The sequence below is a fragment of the Providencia sp. Me31A genome, assembly GCF_050487165.1.
GTDB lineage: Bacteria > Pseudomonadota > Gammaproteobacteria > Enterobacterales > Enterobacteriaceae > Providencia.
Genome location: NZ_JBKQGZ010000004.1, coordinates 208,042 through 226,681 on the forward strand (window position 1 = coordinate 208,042; position 18,640 = coordinate 226,681).

Here is an 18,640-nt window from a genome sequence, read left to right on the forward strand (position 1 = left end):
CTGTACCAACACGTGTAATTAAGGAGATACCATGAATACAACTGCTCAAAGAATGAAAAAAACTGTCAGTGTCACTGTAGCGCCTGAACTCTACGAGCAAGCAAGGCGAGCCAAACTCAACTTATCGGCAATACTGACTTGTGCCTTGCAAGCTGAATTAAAACACCTCGAAGCGCAAAAATGGAAAAATGAAAACATCGAAGGTTTTACTGAGCTAAACCGGATCAACGAAGAACATGGATTGCTCTCAGATAAATACAAGGATTTTTAATGCAATATTGCCTCTATCAAAATCGAGAAGATACAGTCAAATACCCATATTTGCTGGATATTCAAAGTAATATTATTGATATATTGAATACTCGCTTAGTCATCCCGTTATTCGATAGCAGGCTAGTTAAAAAGCTATTACCTGTACGCTTAAATCCACAACTATCAATCAACGGTCAAGTTTTTATTTTAATGACTCACCAAATGGCTTGCGTCCCTCATTCATTATTAGGGAAAGAAATCGTTGACTTGAGTTACCAACGAGACACCATTAAGCACGCAATCGACTTACTTATTGATGGCTTCTAACACAAAGGATTATTATGGATATTTGCCACCTTGTTGCCCCTGATGTTTCCTTAGAAAATGCGCCTAAAGAGGCCTTACGTATGCTTAACTGGCTGAAACAACAAGGCATTATTGACTCACATTTTCAAAGTATTGAAGACGATGAAGTGATTTATCGTCCCACCCCCTCACATAAAGAACCTATTTTATATGTTATCAATGATGAGATAGTGCCGACTCAATTACCTGAACACATCTTAAAAAACTATTTATCGATCGTTACTGAGCGCACCGTATTCCATGCAGGGGGAAATGGTCTTGGTATTTATTGCCCTCAATGTGATCATGAGCAAAGTGAGCATAGCCATGCATGGAGTGATGCCGTTACGGATTGGTATGATGGAAAACCAGAAAACCTTGCTTGTTTTCACTGCCATTTCTCCGCCCCACTAGCACAGTGGAAGTTTAATCCCCAATGGGCATTTGGTAACCTAGGCTTCAGTTTCCATAATTGGGATATACACGATAGTTTTGTGGCTCAATTCGAGCAAGCCCTTGGTAGCCAAATAATCACCGTCTACCAACACGATTAGCGGATATCCCCCACTAAAATACTCATTGGCCGCCCCTTTGTCCTATAGGATTTAAGGTTCAGATGGATAATCTAAGGTGATTCGCAAACCAACAGCTTCTGCGTATTTTAATAACGTCCCTAATTTCGGATCAAATAGGCCTTTTTCTAACCGGGAAATATTTTGCTTTTGAGTACGCATTCTTTGTGCAACTTGCATTTGAGTTAAATTGTTTACCAAACGAGCTGTTCTGAGCTGGTCGATCAAGGCTTTTCTCATTTGTAGTTCAGGACTAATCCCATCCACGCTTGATTGGCAATCGAAGACTGATTCTGTCTTTTCTTCTATCTCAATGGTCGAAATCAAATCGTTATTTATCATTTCAATATCCCTCCATAACCTAAATAATTTGCGTGGCAGGTAGACGACAAGCCAAGATAGACGGAGGAGTATAGATAAACTCTATGACTCGGCGAACGTAGTCAATACCACTACAACTTGAAGGTTACGGTATATAATGCGATTAAATTGAAACTACCCCAATAATAGAACGATCAGGGTAGTTTGATGAATAAATCGTAAAAATTAAAAACCAAGCTCATCCAAAAGGTCATCGACTTGTGACTGTGATGCCATCACATTCACCCCTTCTTTATTGATCTGCGGACCATTTAATAAACTGTCATTCTGTGTTTTGGCCCGCATTTCTGGCGGTGTATTTTCCATCAACAGTGCGAGCAATTGTTTTTCTGCCTCTTCAACCACTTCCATCATTTTTTTAATGACTTGCCCTGTCAAATCTTGAAAGTCTTGCGCCATCATGATTTCTAATAGTTCCGCTTTGGTCGTTTCACTATCCTGAATGACTTGGCTTAAAAAAAATTCAGTGGACTGGCGCAATTGTGCAGGAACAATCTCACCCTCAACTTGTTGCCACTGCTGTTGCAACTCCTGTGCATTTTTACTCATATCAACTTGTAATGGCTTGATAACATCAATACCATTTAGCGTTTTTTCAGCTGCTTGAGCGGTCATTTGAGCAATATAACGCAGTCTATCTTTCCCATCAGGGATGCTAGCAACCGCTTGTTGAACACTTTTTTCAAGGCCAAGCTCACGCATGCTCTCTCTTAATGTTCTCATTAAGGTACCAATCCGTGTAATGATTTGTTTTAAATCATCATTACCATTGCGATTGCTTTTCATACCATATTGTTCTGTCATTACAATCTCCTTTGGTACACGCGTTTATTACAGGCCCATTTTTTCAAAAACTTTATTCAGTTTTTCTTCCAAGATAGCCGCTGTAAATGGTTTAACCACATAACCACTTGCGCCCGCTTGCGCCGCTGCGATGATATTTTCTTTTTTAGCTTCTGCCGTCACCATCAAAACTGGAATGTGCTTTAAAGCATCATCACCGCGAATGGTTTTGAGCAGTTCTAGTCCATCCATATTTGGCATGTTCCAATCAGCAACCACAAAATCGATGCTACCTGCACGAATTTTTTCTAACGCATCAACGCCATCTTCCGCTTCTTCTATTTTATTAAAACCAAGTTCTTTTAATAAGTTACGGACTATGCGACGCATAGTAGAAAAATCATCGACAACCAAAAAACTGAGATCTTTAGCGGCCATAACCACTCCTTCAAAATACAATTGTGAATTTCTGCCTTGGTTAAACCGTGACAGAAGAAAGTCTTGCTAAGACACTTGGCGCTATTTTGAGGATATCTTGCACCTCATCCGCAGCGTCCATTTCAATTGCAGCACGAGGCATGCCAAATACGACACAGCTACTTTCGTTTTGTGCGTATGTTATCGCCCCCTGCTTACGTAAATTTAGCAGCCCTTTTGCACCATCCATTCCCATACCCGTTAGCAAAATACCAATACATTTGCGACCCACACATTGGGCAACGGAATCAAATAGCACATCGACTGATGGCCGATGACGATTAACGGGTTCGCTTTGTTGCAAAACAACTTGGAAACCTTTGCCTTTATCCGCAATTAACATGTGTGAATCACCTGGTGCGATATAGACATGGCCTTTTTGTAACAATTCATTGTGTTCAGCTTCTTTTACCGTCAAGGCACAAAGTTTATTGAGTCTGTCTGCAAATGAACGCGTAAAACCCGCTGGCATATGCTGAGTAATCACCACCGCGGGGCACTCTCGAGGCAGCATTTCCAAAAACTGCCTTATCGCCTCCGTGCCTCCAGTTGATGCACCTACAGCAATCACTCGACTATTACAAACGTAGGGGGAGAGTGCTTTTGCATGCGACACAGACTTTGCAATATTCTTCTCAGTTCGAGAGAACCTGCTACGTTGAGTGATTTTAGACATTGCTGCGGCACGTATTTTTTCGCCAATAATATCGCGATAACCCATCATCGTTTCACGAATACCAATTTGTGGTTTAGTGACAAAATCAACGGCTCCTAACTCCAACGCTTTTAGCGTCACTTCAGAACCTTTTGAGGTTAAAGTCGAAACCATAACCACTGGCAATGGATGCAGTCTCATTAATTTTTCTAAGAAATCAATGCCATCCATTCGAGGCATTTCAACATCTAACGTAATAACATCCGGTTCATATTGTTTGATGAGATCTCGTGCGACGTAAGGATCTGGCGCCGTGTCTACGACAACCATGTCTTCATGACTATTAATGATTTCACGCATTAATTGACGCATCAGTGCCGAGTCATCCACACATAGCACTTTAATTTTTTTCATTACCCCCTCCTCGCAGTCTGTAAGCTATAGACGGTTTGTCCTTTAATCACGAAACGTTGCGATAACTGAGATAAATTTTCTGAATGCCCAATAAATAGCAAACCATCCGGCTTAAGTAACGGAACAAAGCGGTCTAGCATTTTTATTTGCATTTCTTTACCGAAATAAATCATAACGTTGCGACAAAAAATAGCATCAAAACGGTGCTGTAACTGCCAATCATGGTCGCTTAAGTTTAAATAGCGGAACTCAATCATTTGCCGTAATACGGGCTTCACCCGTGCATAACCTTCAAACTCGCCAACCCCTTTCATGAAATAACGTTGGCGCTGTAATGCACTTAATGACTTTAATTCCTCAACGCGGTAAACCCCTTGCTTCGCTTTTTCTAACACCTCTGTATCAATATCACTGGCAATGATTTTCGCATTGATTGCATTGGGCCCTAATACATCGCAAAGCGTCATGGCAATTGAGTAAGGTTCTTCTCCTGTAGAAGACGCCGCACACCAAACCGTAATGGCGCTATTTTTTCGCGTGCGTACGAAATCAGCTAATGTGACAAAGTGATGTGGTTCGCGAAAAAATGCCGTCAGGTTGGTAGTTAATGCATTAACAAAAGCTTGCCATTCAAGATGATAAGGCTCACGCTCTAGCATCCGTAAATAGTCAGAAAAATTGTCGATATTACAATCTCGTAATCGCTTTAATAACCGGTTATAGACCATATTTTTTTTATTCATGGTTAGGACTATGCCCGATTTTTTATGAATAAATCGACAAACCCGACTAAACTCATCATCAGTCAGTGGTTCTATTTGTGGTACAAAAAGCATCGTACTTGTCGCCCTATTCAATAAAAATCCAGAAGCAGCCCATAACTAGGCTGCTGTGCTCTTAATAACCCAATATCTCACTACAGATTAAAATGATTCAGTTAATGACGAACTCGATTCATTCCGTTTTCAGGCAATTCAAAAAATGCAACGGTATCGACTAAGTTATTCGCTTGATCTTCTAAGGCTGCTGTTGCGCCCGTTGACTGTTCAACTAACGCCGCATTTTGCTGTGTGACAAGATCCATTTGGCTTACTGCGGTAGCCACTTGCTCAATACCACGGCTTTGCTCATTCGAAGCTGATGCAATATTTCCCATTAGTTCAGTGACTTGATTAACTGCTGCGACGAGCTCACTCATCGTTGCACCCGCTTCATTCACTAACTGAGAACCTTGGCTAACTCGACCTACCGACTCATCAATCAAGTTTTTAATTTCTTTGGCCGCTTCAGCACTGCGTTGTGCCAACGCCCTAACTTCCCCTGCAACCACAGAGAAACCTCGCCCTTGCTCACCGGCTCTCGCAGCTTCAACCGCCGCATTCAAGGCTAAGATATTGGTTTGAAAAGCAATGCCATCAATAACACTAATAATGGCGCTAATTTTTTGGGAGCTATTCGATATCGATGTCATGGTATCAATCACATCTTCCGTAATCTCTCCCCCTTTTGTTGCCGTTTTCGATGCACGCACCGCTAGTTCACTGGCTTGGCGGGCATTATCTGCGTTCTGCTTAACCGTCGCGGTTAACTCCTCCATACTGGCCGCTGTTTCCTCAAGAGATGCCGCTTGCTGCTCTGTACGTGATGATAAGTTATTATTACCTAATGCAATCTCACGAATACCGGTATACATTTGGTCGGTATTTGAACGTAATGCACTCACAGATGTCACCAACGACTCTTGCATTTGTTTCAATTTGCCAAATACTTCACCGATTTCATCACGTGTCGTCACTTCAATTTTTTGATTTAATTTTCCATCAGCTACTAATGCAAAGTGTTCACCCATACTTTTTAACGGATTAATCACTTTACGTTTCATCCAATAATGGGCAAATGTGATAACCGCGATGATAATGACTATCACTGAGCAAAATGAACTCCATGCAAAGGTGTTATACATTCTTGCGGCTGATAGAGACTCCTCATTTTCAACATTGAGTAATTCTAGGTATTGGTCAATAACTTGTGTTAATTGATCTTGATTTTCTTGAGCAGGTAAAGCGATATAAGCCGCAATATCTTTATTATCTAAATGCGCTTTTAATGCTTTCAATGTGACTACAAACGCTTGGTATTTTTCATCAAGTGCTGCGAGATTCTCTTTTTCACTGAGTATCGGTTGGTTTTTAAATGTCGTATAATCCTTAGCGGCTTCGGCTAATAAACTATCAAATATCCCTTGCGTTTCTTTAATCAAAGGCTCATTGCCTCCGACCTTATTGAGTAATGCAATTTGAGTCAGGCTATTACGAGCCTGAATTAAATGCTTATTGGTTTCTTCCAGCATTGCACGTTTATCCGACCCCAAGTCAATACGTTCTAATGCTTTTAATTCACTTACAACTATTCCAACAGAAACCCCGCTAGACACTATCTGCATCCCACAAAATAAAATGAGAAGTAAATATAAACTCACCGAAATTCGGATATTTTTACCAAACATAGAAATCCCCACTTGTGCCAGCTAAGAGAACTGATCATCTGAAATATTGCCTTGTTTCCTAATGTACAAAACGCTGCAAAGCCAAAGCGTTGCAGCATAAAACTGAGCTCATCCCTTAAAAAGTTTCCCAATTGTCATCATCTTTGTGTTCCTTAGATGATATTTTTGTTAAATCCGGAGTTTTAACGATGTTAGAAATCGTTCTTGCCGCCGGTTTAATATTACGTATTTCACTTTGCTTTAATGGCGGTAGGCGAAAAATTGAAATCAACTGTGATAACTTAGCAACCTGTTCTTCCAAGACATTCGCTGCAACAGCTGACTGCTCAACGAGAGACGCATTTTGCTGTGTGACTTTATCCATTTCTGCGACTGCAATACTGACCTGAGCAATTCCTTTACTCTGTTCATCCGACGCCGTTGCGATATGTGTCATGATGTCAGTGACGCGGGTAACCGATTCAACAATTTTGGTCATTGTTTCTCCAGCATCTTCCGCTTGGCGCGCCCCTGTCCCCGTCCTTGACACGGAATCCTCGATCAGGGCTTTAATTTCTTTGGCTGCATCAGCGCTACGTTGAGCCAAATTCCGCACCTCATCTGCAACCACTGCAAAACCACGACCGTGTTCGCCAGCTCTCGCTGCTTCAACGGCTGCATTAAGCGCTAAGATATTGGTTTGAAAAGCAATGCTGTCGATCACCGCAGTAATATCAGAAATTTTCTGCGAACTGTCGGCAATGTTCAGCATGGTACTCACCACGTTAGAAACAACCTTGCCACCTTCTTTCGCTATCACCGATGCTTGGTTAGCGAATTCACTCGCTTGATGCGCGTATTCTGTGTTTTGTTTTACCGTTGCCGTCAGCTCACTCATACTGGCTGAGGTTTCTTCTAAGCACGCAACTTGTTGTTCAGTTCGAGCAGATAAATCATTGTTACCCGCAGCAATTTCAGTGGTTCCTTGATAGATAGTTTCACTGCCATCTAAAACCCCGCGAACGGTATTGATCAATTCCTGCTGCATGTTTTGAACACCGTTAGCCAACTCACCAATTTCATTACGGATTGTCGTGGCTATATTTGGCGTTAAGTCTCCAGAAGCAAAAACCTTAATGCGTTCATTTAAAGTACCTATAGGCTCAATGATCCCCTTACGGACATAGCGATAACTGAAGAAACCAATCAATATTAAGACAATCGATAACGTCACCAACATATATAATGATTGACGATAATTATTATCTGCGTTGACCACTTCATCTTGGAAATCGGAAGAAATATCCGCAAAGTATGCGTTAAATTGCTCCTCAAACTTAGCTTGGTGCCCAGAGGTTCTATGTGCATAAAACCGCTCCAAGTCCCCTTTCTCCGCAAATTCACTCAGCTTGATTAATGCATTTCGATAGGTTTCATAGGTACTAAAAAGCTTTTCAAATTTAGCTTTATCATAGTCTGAGCTTTGCATCAGTTTGTTATAACGGGTGTAAGCATCATCTGCTGCTTTAAAATTACGTTTAGCCGCTTTAATCAAATCTTCAGTTGTTGCATCGTCTTGGATCTTACGGCCTTCCAATAGATAAGCGTTGATTGAACGGTTTAAGTTCGCTCTAGCCTGTAATAAATTGACCCAACTTTCGGTTAAAACTTGTCTTTGGCGTTGCAATGAATTCAAATAATTTATACTGTCGCTGTTATCACCAAGTTTGGTGAACATCAAACCACTGGATACCAGTTGCAATAAAACAAAGATAAAAATGACGGACAAAAGTCCCGATACGATTTTAATTCGACTGTACATGACGTTTTACTACATAATTTTGTTGTATTTTGGATATCGGTCATCCAACCAAAAACTTTAGTTAATGACTTATTATTACTTGATCAATTATTGGAACTGAGTATTACTCAGCCATGCTGTCAATAAGCGCCATTTCATCACTGGTTAATAACTTTTCAATATCCACCAAAATCAACATACGGTCGTTAAGTGTGCCAAGTCCGGTTAAATATTGTGTTGATAACGTCACGGCAAAATCAGGTGGTGGTGCAATTTGTTCTTCATTTAATACCAACACATCAGACACACCATCCACCACAATACCCACCACACGGTCTTTTAAATTCACGACAATGACCACAGTGTTATCGTTATACACCACATTTTCATGGGAGAATTTCACACGTAAGTCAATGATAGGTATAATGACACCGCGTAAATTCGTCACCCCTTTGATAAAATCAGGGGTATTTGCGATGCGAGTAACCTGTTCGTAACCACGGATTTCCTGTACTTTCAAAATTTCAATGCCATACTCTTCCTCACCTAAAGTGAAAATAAGATAGCCTTCGCCGTTTTTTTCTTCTTCGTGTTTATTTAAATCATCATCTAGCATAGACATGGTGTATGACCTCTATTTAGTACACGACAGGTTGAGCAACCTGTTGTTTCTTTTTAATCAAAATGCTGTTATTCATTTTTTGCAGCTCGGCCACATCTAAAATCAATGCAACAGAACCGTCGCCCATAATCGTTGCAGCGGAAATCCCGGGGATCTTACGGTAATTACTTTCAATATTTTTCACGACGACTTGCTGCTGCCCAACCAGCTTGTCAACTAATAAGGCGAAACGGTGGCCTGCATTTTGAATTATCAGCACAATGCTGTTATCTAAATTACGTTCAGCCTCTTCAATGGAGAAAACTTGGTGTAATTCAACCAATGGTAGATATTCACCACGTACCAGCAACATTTTTTCTTCACCCGCTAAGCGATAAATATCTTCTTGTCGTGGTTGTAAGGTACTGATAATTGCACTAAGTGGAACGATGAAAACATCGTCTGCCACCTTCACTGACATACCATCAAGAATAGCTAATGTTAGTGGTAGCAAAATGCGGATAATGGTGCCTTTACCTTCAGTAAAACCAATTTGAATGCGGCCGCCCATGTCTTGGATATTACGCTTCACCACGTCCATTCCAACGCCTCGACCAGAAACATCAGTGACCACTTCTGCCGTTGAAAAACCGGGAGCCATAATGAGCATCGCCACTTCATCATTACTCATGGCATCATGCACACTTATGCCTTGCGAACGTGCTTTTGCTAAAATTCGTTCACGATTCAAACCTGCACCATCATCACGAACTTCAATGCAAATATTACCGCTTTGATGTGCTGCTGCCAGCGTCAAGGTGCCAAATTCAGGTTTGCCATTTGCTAAGCGAACTTCCGGTTTTTCAATACCATGATCTAGGCTATTACGTACAAGGTGGTTTAATGGATCGACAATGCGCTCAATTAAGCTTTTATCTAACTCAGTAGAACTTCCCTCCACTTTAAGCTCAATTTTTTTACCTAATTTAGAGGCAATATCACGCACCATGCGAGGGAAGCGGCTAAAGACATAGTCCATTGGCATCATGCGAATTGACATCACAGATTCTTGCAATGCACGCGAGTTGCGTTCTAATTGCACGATTGAACTTAATAACTCGCTATATTCGTTTTGATCGACATATTGACTATGCTGGGTCAACATAGATTGAATAATGACCAACTCTCCCACTAGGTTGATCAATTGGTCAACTTTTTCTACGGCAACGCGAATACTGCTAGAATCCCCTTTGGGCTTAGTAACCGTCGACTTTTTCGATGAGTTTGTCGATGCGAGCATCGCTGGGGGTACGACAACAGTTTTGGCCTCTTCCTTCGGCTCAACAGCGCTTGCGTCGATTTGATTATCGCCCCCATCGGTGACCATATCTTCAGGTAAGAACGTGAGACAATCTGCAAAGGTTACGGCTTGGTAAGTAATCTGTGACTCATCCACGACGAAACATAGCACGCCACTGATATCGTCAATACCCGTATTGGTACCAAGCCAAGCCTGTAAACTATCTGCTGTTTTTTCAGTGTGATATAAGTGGCCGAACAAGCTAAGTTCGTCCGCGAGCAAGTCAACCTCATTTTCTTTTAACTGATTTAGCGCTATTAAAAAATAGTGAGAAAACTCGCCATGCTGCTCACGCTTAGCGTCTGAAATATCAACCGCATCAGTAGTAGAAATTGGCTCTATGAGCTCAAACTCCGTCACTTTTTCTGCGCGGTTTTCAACTCGGCTAAGCACTTCACAAATACGCTGGAATGTTTCATCATCAGGTAATGAATCGTTTTTATATGCATACAACTGCGACGCCATGACATCTTTTGCATCAAGAAACACGTCAATAATATCTGGTGTGAGTGTTAACTCATCATGACGAGCCTTATCGAGTAGATTCTCCAATGTATGTGTGGTGTTTTGCAACTGAGTGAAACCAAAGGTTGCAGCACCTCCTTTTATTGAATGCGCACTACGGAATATCGCATTTAGCTGCTCACTGTCCGGGTCAAAAGGATCAAGCTCAAGTAAATGTTGTTCCATATCCCTGAGCAACTCATCGGCTTCATCGAAAAAAGTTTGATAAAACTCGGTAATATCCATGGTTTTTATCCAATTTCGCTTAGATTTCACTTAGCGCTAACTGCCGGATCTCCCAGCAGATAGCTCAACAAGTCATGTAATAAATGCAAACAACAATGATTTATCATGGTGTTTTTGTTGCAACCACCTCAGATACAGAGAGTTGTGCCGGTTGCTTTTGTTGTTTATGCAGCACATCATTTATGGGTTTAGCCCCATCATATTCACGCAAGATTTGCTTTGCCTCTTCATCATTCAACACAATTATGCTTATTCGTCGATTAACCGGCGCAAGCCCATCGTCTTTATCTAAATGGATTGCAGATGCCATACCAACGACACGTAAGACTTTGTTTTCATCCATTCCACCGCGAATTAACTCACGACGAGAGGCATTCGCTCGGTCTGATGACAACTCCCAGTTACTGTAATTAGCGCCATTCGCATAAGCTAAGTCATCGGTATGACCCGAAATACTGATGCGGTTTGGAACATCGTTAAGTAAAGGTGCTATCGCACGTAGAATGTCACGCATATACGGCTCTACATTCGCGGAGCCGACCTTAAACATTGGACGGTTTTCACTATCCACAATTTGAATGCGTAAACCATCATTAATCATGTCGATCAGTAAGTGTGGCTTTAACTCATTTAAGCGTGGATCTTTTAGAATGGCTTGTTCTAAGGACTCTTTTAATTTTTCAAAGCGATAATTTACATTGCCATCAATAATATTATTCGGTTCCGGCATCACGTCCCCATCACGAAAAATAGGGTCTTTTCCTCCCCCAGGGATTGGGTTTGTAGCATCGCCACTTTTAGTGCCTGGATTAATTGCCGTGCTTAATGGTGTACGAAAATATTCCGCAATTTGCGTGAGTTCTTGAGGACTTGAAATGGCAATCAACCACATGACTAAAAAAAATGCCATCATTGCTGTCATAAAATCAGCATAGGCAATTTTCCATGTACCACCGTGCCCATTTTGCTGAGATGAATTGCGTTTTTTAACTCGAATAATATGAGGTGTATTGGCTGCCATCGCTACTCCTCTGTCGTTTCTTGTGAGCGAGAACCAACTTTTACTTCACGAACTTTGTCTTCAAGTTCGACAAATGAAGGTCTATCGGCACTGAACAACACCTTACGACCAAATTCAACTGCGATTTGTGGTGCGTAGCCTTGCAATGCAGAGAGGAACGTCACCTTAATACATTCCATCATCTTTAATTGCTCGCTACTGCGTAGTCTGATCAGCGCAGCTAAAGGTAGAATAAAACCATAAGCGATTAAAATACCTAAGAATGTTCCAACCATAGCATGTGCAATCAGTGCCCCCAACTCTCCCGCAGGACGATCCGCAGATCCCAAAGCGTTAACCACGCCAAGAACCGCAGCAACAATTCCGAACGCGGGCATGGAGTCCCCCACCATATTTAAACCTGATGCGGGTACTTCATTTTCTTGACGGAAGGTTTCTAACTCTTCATCCATTAGTGCTTCAATTTCATGGCTTTGTAGGTTACTGCTCACCATCAAACGTAAATAATCAACGATGAACATCAGGGTTGAAGGGTCTTTTAGAATTCGGGGATACTGGGAGAATATTTCACTTTCGTTAGGGTTTTCAATATCTTTCTCTAACGCTAATAACCCTTGTTGGCGAGATTTATTGAGTAATTGAAATAACAATGCCATTAAATCCATTGACATTATTTTGCTATAAGAAGAACGACGAAAAAGCCTTGGTAATACTTTGCACAAAGCAATAATAGACTTGCCGCTGTTACCAACAACAAATGCACCTAAGCCTGCACCTAAAATAATTACAAATTCAGCAGGTTGATATAGCGCACCTAAATGGCCTCCGACCATTAGATACCCGCCAATAACCGCTGCTGTAACAATGAGATACCCGATGAGTATTAACACAATATTCCCTTTCACTCCGTTGGTTAACAGATAGCAGTCAAAGGGAATATTAGGAACGACAAGCAAAACTATTGCCTGTTTACCAAATCAATCCAATTATATTACCGCTTTAGTAATGCCATCCTGTCGATATACCGTAATATCGGCTAGATGGTCGGAAAGTTTACGTTTTTTTATCGCCCGCGATGGAGGTTGACATAAACTGCATGTGAAACTATTTTCAGGAATATGAGCATAGGTAATGAAAGAACCGTGACAACCGCTGCATTGCGAACTTTGCAACATACCACTTTCAACAAAGCGAACTAGCGTCCAAGCTCGAGTCAATGCTAATAACGGTTCCTCTCCCTGTTCAGGAATACACTGCTCGAGATACAACCGATATGCTTTTAATATGGCATCAACACCTTGGCATTGACCACTTTTAAGTAAGAACTGATAAGCATTATAAAACATGGATGAATGAATATTCTGCTCCCATGTCATGAACCAATCCGTTGAAAAAGGTAACATTCCTTTCGGTGGTGGGCAGCCTCTAAGTTCTTTATACAAACGAACTAACCTGCCGCGACTAATTTGAGTTTCACTTTCTAACATTTGAAGGCGAGCGCCTAAAGAAATTAACTCCATCGCTAAGCGAATATCACTAGCCTCTTTGACAATACTTTTTTCAGCTGCGGTAGTCATCTTTTTCTCGCTATTTCAGTGTCGCCCTCATTATGCGTTTGCAATAATCGGGTCGAAAGTAAGATACCTGTATGAATTTGTTGCAATTCATCCACCCTTGAGTCTCGAGTTAGTTTTTCTATTGTGTCACTATTCTCAAATCTAAATCGGCAGATTAGCTGGTTTGTTTCTGCTAACTTGACTAATTGAGGGAGGCTAAGACCTGCTAAAGTATTTGCCATTGCATCAGTGATACCTAGCCGGAACATCGCAGTGGCTTTCTCTTGAGAAATGAGTTTTTGGGCCAATAGCAAATATGAGAGGTTAATATCGTATATATGCTTCAGAAAATCTGTCGTCGAGCTCATTTTTTTTCCTTTCCGAATATTTATCAACATCTGTGTGCAAAAAGAACAAATATGTATTTGAAAGTATTGTGTAGCCAAATTATTAAATATAAAAAGTAATTAAACTGGGCAAGCGTATTCCATTACTTACCTATGTTATCCATTCTTGGATACCCAGTTGTGAGTATAAAAAACACAAAGCTTCAAACTTAAATTAAATATATTTCCTGAATATCTACAACAATAAAGAGTGACTAAAAATTAGCAATTTGAGTAAAAGTCAGAATTTGCCGATATCATTATTAGTCGTCAATTATTATGCACCACTAAATTAACTATTCAAGGTACTTATGTTTCTTTTTACCTTATTGGGCTAACTATCCAACTATTCATTAAATAATCTTTATTATTTCCTTATCTTCTTTCACCTTATCCTAAATATCCACAACATTTTAAATCACCTTAAGTCAAATGACAGGGTTTTAATCAATACAACAACACCCAAAAAGCAATTGTTAAGCAAAAAAAACCAATCATAACATCAAATTAAAGATATTGATCCAAATCAATGTTTGGTATTAAGAAACAACAGCTTTTATAATAGTTACATCATGATATCGGCACGTTGGGAATAAATTTTAATCATTATTTTTCAACAAGTTTAATCAGAATGCTAATCATCATTCAAAATTATTCAATCGTATTTGTAGTAAAAAAAACCATTCTATCGCCAAATATATTACTCTTATCTTTGGTAGTATCATTAGAATCATTAAACAGTGATTATAATGTAAACACGCTATAATATTAATTAAATTAATTGACCTTATGAAATTAGTTTTTAATTAAGATTTTATTTAACTTAAATTCCATTATTATATATTCTTTGCTCATCTAATATTTCAATAGCAATCTTGTCATTATTTTATTAATGTTGTTTTTTATATTAATTAAAATTTATTTTTTTATATAAAATTACTGGAAATTTATTTTTTTTAATAAAATGATCAACCTACGCGATAAAACAGGTTCCTTACCCACGCTCAAAATTAAAAGTTTCAATTAAGAACATTCCGCTTTTTTTATGCTTTTTATATCGTTTTTAAACCCTCTAAATATGATTAAAATAACTCATACTAATTGCCTTTTTATTCATGTAAGCACTTATGGTCTTTAACCGTTATCATGTATTCACACCCAAATTAGTACACTATAGTTACTATAACTAATGATTACTATATACTTTTATTTTAACAAATGATGCGATTAGTAAAACTTTCTTAAGTAAAATCGCGTAGTCACATAACAGGATTTACAAAAATAATCTTGTTTCATTTAAAATAATTCAGTGAAAGTTTTGACTACAAAATGTACAACTTTATAATCGATATAAAAGAAAAAAATATTCTTCAATTTGTGACTAGGTTCACACGGATTTTCTTTCTTTCCAAATACTTTCCTAATAAGTAATTCCACTACTAACTTATCCATAGCCAATCGCATTTATCATCGATTTTCCCTTTATTTTTCACGGGGCTTGTTTTACTGCCAATCAAATGCAACACTTTGATTCTTATCGCCCATATGAAAAAGGAAAGATATGTTTAATTATCAAGCAATCACTGAATTTATTGAAGATGAAGGGATATATGAAATCAGCTTTTGTGATTTCCCTGAAATTCAGGGAGTAACCTATTGCAAAGAAGATGTCGAGATTGAAGCGCAAGAAGTACTTTTGGCGACTTTTGCAGAATATATTGCCGCAAGAAAAAAAATTCCGTTACCTTCAGTACAACAAGACGGTACATTTACTATTTACCTACCAATAACTTGCTGCTTAAAAATAGCACTGTCAAATGCCATTATAGCCTCAGAGATCACACGTTTTGATCTCGCTCGTAGGCTAAACATTAATGCACAGCAAATAGAACGGCTCGTTGATATCCACTATGCATCCAAAATTGATATTCTAGAACAAGCTTTATATTTACTCGGCTACGAAGCCACAGTAGGAATAAGAAAAAAGCCGCTTATGTAAACCTAGAGCTCTCTGCTCTGATAGCATTAAATTTGACCTAATATATAAAGCCTTTAATAACAAAAAATTAGCTGAGATAGAGGTCGAGTTAATAGCCCATATAACTTATGGGTATTTAACTATTGTCAGTAAAAAATGATTAACTGTAGGAGCTCTAATTATCAGGCTAATGATAAAGAGCATGTATATTTTTTTAAAACAAATAAAAAATCGCAAAAATCGTATCTCAAAGCAGCAGTAGGCTGTTTTTCATAGAGGCTGAGAATAATAAAGAATCATCCAATATTTCATATTATCAGGTACAAAAATGAGCATTACTCTGAAAGATATTTTTGAATTAATCCAAATTTGTATTAAAGCAAAACCCCAAGTAACTAATCGTGATTTGCGTTGCTTAGTAACCAAAGTGTTTAATCGGGTTTTAAAGAATTATACAACATTCACTGGCTATGTCTCAGAAAATGCAATAACAGCAATTAAAGAAATGAACGGTATTTACCAAAAACATAAGATAGTCAGAGAGCATCATAAAAAAATTCACAGAAGTATCACTGAATTAATTAAAAACATGAGGGAAACAAATCAGTGGGATTATCATCTATTTGAGAAGAAAATTATTGAGCTTTCATCAGTAAATATCACTACAGTAAAAGAAAATCAACAACTGATTGCCCAAGGTTCGACTTATCAATCTGTTGGTATCAAGCTTATTCATTGGAATATGTTAGACCTAAACGTAAAAATCATAATACATGATCATCTTTTACGCTCTGACATCATAAACAGATCTGATTGGTTAGCCACCTAAGTTAAATGCGCCAACGGCTCAAGCTGGCGCATCAACCTTTATTATTTTACCGACATTGACTGAAAATAATCTTTAATTTTAGATGACTTAAATAGAATATAAGTTAAAAAAATCATTATTACAGGCAATAAAAGCGCTCCTATAACGCCTCCAGCTCTTTCTGCCATACTTGAAAATCCATTGCCTTCAAGTGCATTATAAATACCTTTAAAAGCAGAAACCATTGACATTAGTGTAATGATTGACCAAAAAATTTTTAATAAAACTGCACCACTTTTTTTCTTCATAAAAATCAGAATCACAGTCAAAAGTTCTACAACTGGCAGTATAAGTTGATACAACGCCGACCCAATAATCAGTGCGCCCCCAGAGCTGTTCCATATACCTACAGATGAACTTAATCGGAACATACTGAAAACGTAAAAAAAAGCGCCCGTTATATGTATAAGCATGAATAGAGAAAAAATAATTAATATAACCCATAAAGATGCAGGCATTTTCATAACGACCTCCTATGTCAAAGGTCGTTATATTAATTTAGCTTAGGTTGAATGTCATTGTTTTATTTAATACTTTCCTTGCTCTATCCTTTCCGTTTCCTCTACCGCATGTTCTGTGACTTCTTACACTAATCGTTGCTCTAAACTTAGCGGGCTTCTTATCTTCAGCTTACTTTTAATTACAGGCATAGTTTACTGGGTATTGACACACGGACATCTATCCTGTGACCTTTAGGAATATTGCAAGGCCATTCATAACTCCCCCGTAAAATAACACAGCCCACTTGCTTCATTTATTTCAACATGCTCCGCAAATACCTTAATAATTGCAGATGCAGCCTTAAATTACCTTTCACATCTTTGATTGTATTCTTTGTTTAGGTTGCATAAAACCAATGATTACGCATTCAAAAACGCTGATTTAGTAATCGCAAAAAACTCGGTCAGCAGTAACTGATAATATCAAATATCGAACATTTAGCAGAAAAATGAATAAATAATAACGACTTTGAGCTTACTTCACTGAATAATGATAACGGATTAGATGAAAATAAAGTATTAACTCCCCCCGCCACACTTAACGCTAATATTGAAATAGTTTCCATTAAATTATCACAACTAATTAATCCATCAGAATTGTATTATAACACCCACTGTACAAACAGCAGAACATTTTCAATAACTGCACGGAGTCATCACTTAGACAAGCTGGTTAGTTCATCTCTAACCCATGAATGGCAAAACCAAAGCGGACAAAATCGATACACAACGGAAGTGGTCGTCAATCTTAGTCGTTCAATGCTGATGCTAGGCGATGGCAATAGCCCCAATAATAACAATTAAGCAGGAAATTATCGTAGAGGACAGCCAAAACAACAATATGAACATAGTGAACCACCGATGGATTTCGATGACAGTATTTCATTATAAAAAAAGCCAGCCTAGATCATAGATGTAAGGCTGGCAGAAGGAAGTGTCAATGATACGTATTATTAAAATTTAAACCTGTCATGCTAGTTGTTGATACTGAACGCAATACTTGCGGACTTTCCCACCTTGAACTGGTGGTATAATCACGATACTCCAATAAGTATAAACCACAATATTAAATTGATTGTTTTTTGATCTGCTTATCATTTTTAGATTATGTGTATTCACTTCGCAAGAGAATACACCCATGAAAACTTTACATGGGTACTGCACCAAACAATAGAAGCCGCAATTCAAGCGTATTTGTAATTAAAAAATCCATCCATAATCACAAAAATAATCTCTACCTTTGTGCGAACTGATGGAATATCCTAAATCATTTAAAAAATACAAATAATTGAGAATCTTCACTTCATTACAATACCCAGCCCAAGGGTTAATGCTTGTCAGTTAAGCCATTAAGATCGCCGTAACGGATATCGTTGCGGCTTTTTCTTTACTGCTCGAGGGTAATGCCTTTGTCGCCTACTCGGTAGCACAAAACTTCCAGCCATATCCAGTATT

At 38.8% G+C, this 18,640-nt stretch carries 19 protein-coding genes and 1 pseudogene; 6 read left to right on the forward strand and 14 right to left on the reverse strand.

The features are described from left to right. The first annotated feature begins 31 nt into the window (after positions 1–31). Genes ACLPIE_RS04985 through ACLPIE_RS04995 form a run of 3 tightly spaced genes read left to right on the forward strand, consistent with a single transcriptional unit; the run spans position 32 to position 1,151 of the window. On the forward strand, positions 32–271 hold the full coding sequence (locus ACLPIE_RS04985; protein ID WP_430260209.1) for a type II toxin-antitoxin system CcdA family antitoxin: 240 nt from the start codon (positions 32–34) through the stop codon (positions 269–271). After that, positions 271–579, forward strand: coding sequence for a CcdB family protein (locus ACLPIE_RS04990; protein ID WP_430260211.1), 309 nt, complete (start codon positions 271–273; stop codon positions 577–579). The genes ACLPIE_RS04985 and ACLPIE_RS04990 overlap by 1 nt, the downstream gene beginning before the upstream one ends. Before the next feature lie 14 nt (positions 580–593). Next, complete coding sequence (locus ACLPIE_RS04995) at positions 594–1,151, forward strand: hypothetical protein (RefSeq protein ID WP_430260213.1); 558 nt, start codon at positions 594–596, stop codon at positions 1,149–1,151. 51 nt (positions 1,152–1,202) lie between these two features. On the opposite strand, the gene ACLPIE_RS05000 is transcribed toward ACLPIE_RS04995, so the two are convergent. From ACLPIE_RS05000 to flhD, 13 genes are all read right to left on the reverse strand, one after another. Beyond that, complete coding sequence (locus ACLPIE_RS05000; RefSeq protein WP_430260215.1) at positions 1,203–1,511, reverse strand: helix-turn-helix domain-containing protein; 309 nt, start codon at positions 1,509–1,511, stop codon at positions 1,203–1,205. A 204-nt stretch (positions 1,512–1,715) separates the two neighbouring features. Beyond that, positions 1,716–2,354: a protein phosphatase CheZ gene (locus tag ACLPIE_RS05005; RefSeq protein WP_430260217.1), complete on the reverse strand. Its 639-nt coding sequence runs from the start codon at positions 2,352–2,354 to the stop codon at positions 1,716–1,718. Between the two features lie 27 nt (positions 2,355–2,381). After that, positions 2,382–2,771: a chemotaxis response regulator CheY gene (cheY, locus tag ACLPIE_RS05010; RefSeq protein ID WP_430260219.1), complete on the reverse strand. Its 390-nt coding sequence runs from the start codon at positions 2,769–2,771 to the stop codon at positions 2,382–2,384. A gap of 40 nt (positions 2,772–2,811) precedes the next feature. Continuing rightward, positions 2,812–3,879: a protein-glutamate methylesterase/protein-glutamine glutaminase gene (locus ACLPIE_RS05015; RefSeq protein WP_430260220.1), complete on the reverse strand. Its 1,068-nt coding sequence runs from the start codon at positions 3,877–3,879 to the stop codon at positions 2,812–2,814. After that, the gene (locus tag ACLPIE_RS05020; RefSeq protein ID WP_430260222.1) at positions 3,879–4,715 is read right to left on the reverse strand and encodes a CheR family methyltransferase; all 837 of its coding nucleotides are present in this window, start codon (positions 4,713–4,715) and stop codon (positions 3,879–3,881) included. The genes ACLPIE_RS05015 and ACLPIE_RS05020 overlap by 1 nt, the downstream gene beginning before the upstream one ends. A gap of 101 nt (positions 4,716–4,816) precedes the next feature. Next, positions 4,817–6,385 carry a methyl-accepting chemotaxis protein gene (locus ACLPIE_RS05025; RefSeq protein WP_430260224.1) on the reverse strand — a complete coding sequence of 523 codons (1,569 nt, stop codon included), beginning with the start codon at positions 6,383–6,385 and terminating at the stop codon, positions 4,817–4,819. 115 nt (positions 6,386–6,500) lie between these two features. Further along, positions 6,501–8,186: a methyl-accepting chemotaxis protein gene (locus ACLPIE_RS05030; RefSeq protein ID WP_430260226.1), complete on the reverse strand. Its 1,686-nt coding sequence runs from the start codon at positions 8,184–8,186 to the stop codon at positions 6,501–6,503. Between the two features lie 103 nt (positions 8,187–8,289). Further along, positions 8,290–8,787 carry a chemotaxis protein CheW gene (gene cheW / locus ACLPIE_RS05035; protein WP_004909833.1) on the reverse strand — a complete coding sequence of 166 codons (498 nt, stop codon included), beginning with the start codon at positions 8,785–8,787 and terminating at the stop codon, positions 8,290–8,292. A gap of 16 nt (positions 8,788–8,803) precedes the next feature. Beyond that, positions 8,804–10,876: a chemotaxis protein CheA gene (gene cheA / locus ACLPIE_RS05040; RefSeq protein ID WP_430260228.1), complete on the reverse strand. Its 2,073-nt coding sequence runs from the start codon at positions 10,874–10,876 to the stop codon at positions 8,804–8,806. Positions 10,877–10,979: 103 nt separating this feature from the next. Further along, positions 10,980–11,897, reverse strand: a complete 918-nt coding sequence (gene motB, locus ACLPIE_RS05045) for a flagellar motor protein MotB (protein ID WP_430260230.1) — start codon at positions 11,895–11,897, stop codon at positions 10,980–10,982. Positions 11,898–11,899: 2 nt separating this feature from the next. Next, a complete protein-coding gene (gene motA, locus ACLPIE_RS05050) occupies positions 11,900–12,787 on the reverse strand; it encodes a flagellar motor stator protein MotA (RefSeq protein WP_430260232.1) in 888 nt (295 codons plus the stop codon). 96 nt (positions 12,788–12,883) lie between these two features. Next, a complete protein-coding gene (flhC, locus tag ACLPIE_RS05055) occupies positions 12,884–13,474 on the reverse strand; it encodes a flagellar transcriptional regulator FlhC (RefSeq protein WP_430260234.1) in 591 nt (196 codons plus the stop codon). Then, positions 13,471–13,821, reverse strand: a complete 351-nt coding sequence (flhD, locus tag ACLPIE_RS05060; protein ID WP_430260236.1) for a flagellar transcriptional regulator FlhD — start codon at positions 13,819–13,821, stop codon at positions 13,471–13,473. Before flhD ends, flhC begins: the two co-directional genes overlap by 4 nt. A 1,579-nt stretch (positions 13,822–15,400) precedes the next feature. On the opposite strand from flhD, the gene ACLPIE_RS05065 reads away from it, so the two are divergent. After that, entirely contained in the window at positions 15,401–15,838 is a 438-nt protein-coding gene (locus ACLPIE_RS05065) for a type II toxin-antitoxin system HicB family antitoxin (protein WP_430260238.1), read from the forward strand. 307 nt (positions 15,839–16,145) lie between these two features. Continuing rightward, positions 16,146–16,646, forward strand: coding sequence for a hypothetical protein (locus ACLPIE_RS05070; RefSeq protein WP_430260240.1), 501 nt, complete (start codon positions 16,146–16,148; stop codon positions 16,644–16,646). A 41-nt stretch (positions 16,647–16,687) separates the two neighbouring features. Here the strand turns inward: ACLPIE_RS05070 and ACLPIE_RS05075 are convergent, their stop codons facing one another. After that, the gene (locus tag ACLPIE_RS05075) at positions 16,688–17,149 is read right to left on the reverse strand and encodes a hypothetical protein (RefSeq protein WP_430260242.1); all 462 of its coding nucleotides are present in this window, start codon (positions 17,147–17,149) and stop codon (positions 16,688–16,690) included. A 723-nt stretch (positions 17,150–17,872) separates the two neighbouring features. Between ACLPIE_RS05075 and ACLPIE_RS05080 the strand changes: the two are divergent. Beyond that, positions 17,873–17,956, forward strand: a pseudogene (locus ACLPIE_RS05080) (single-stranded DNA-binding protein); the annotation flags it as partial. Positions 17,957–18,640 lie beyond the last annotated feature (684 nt).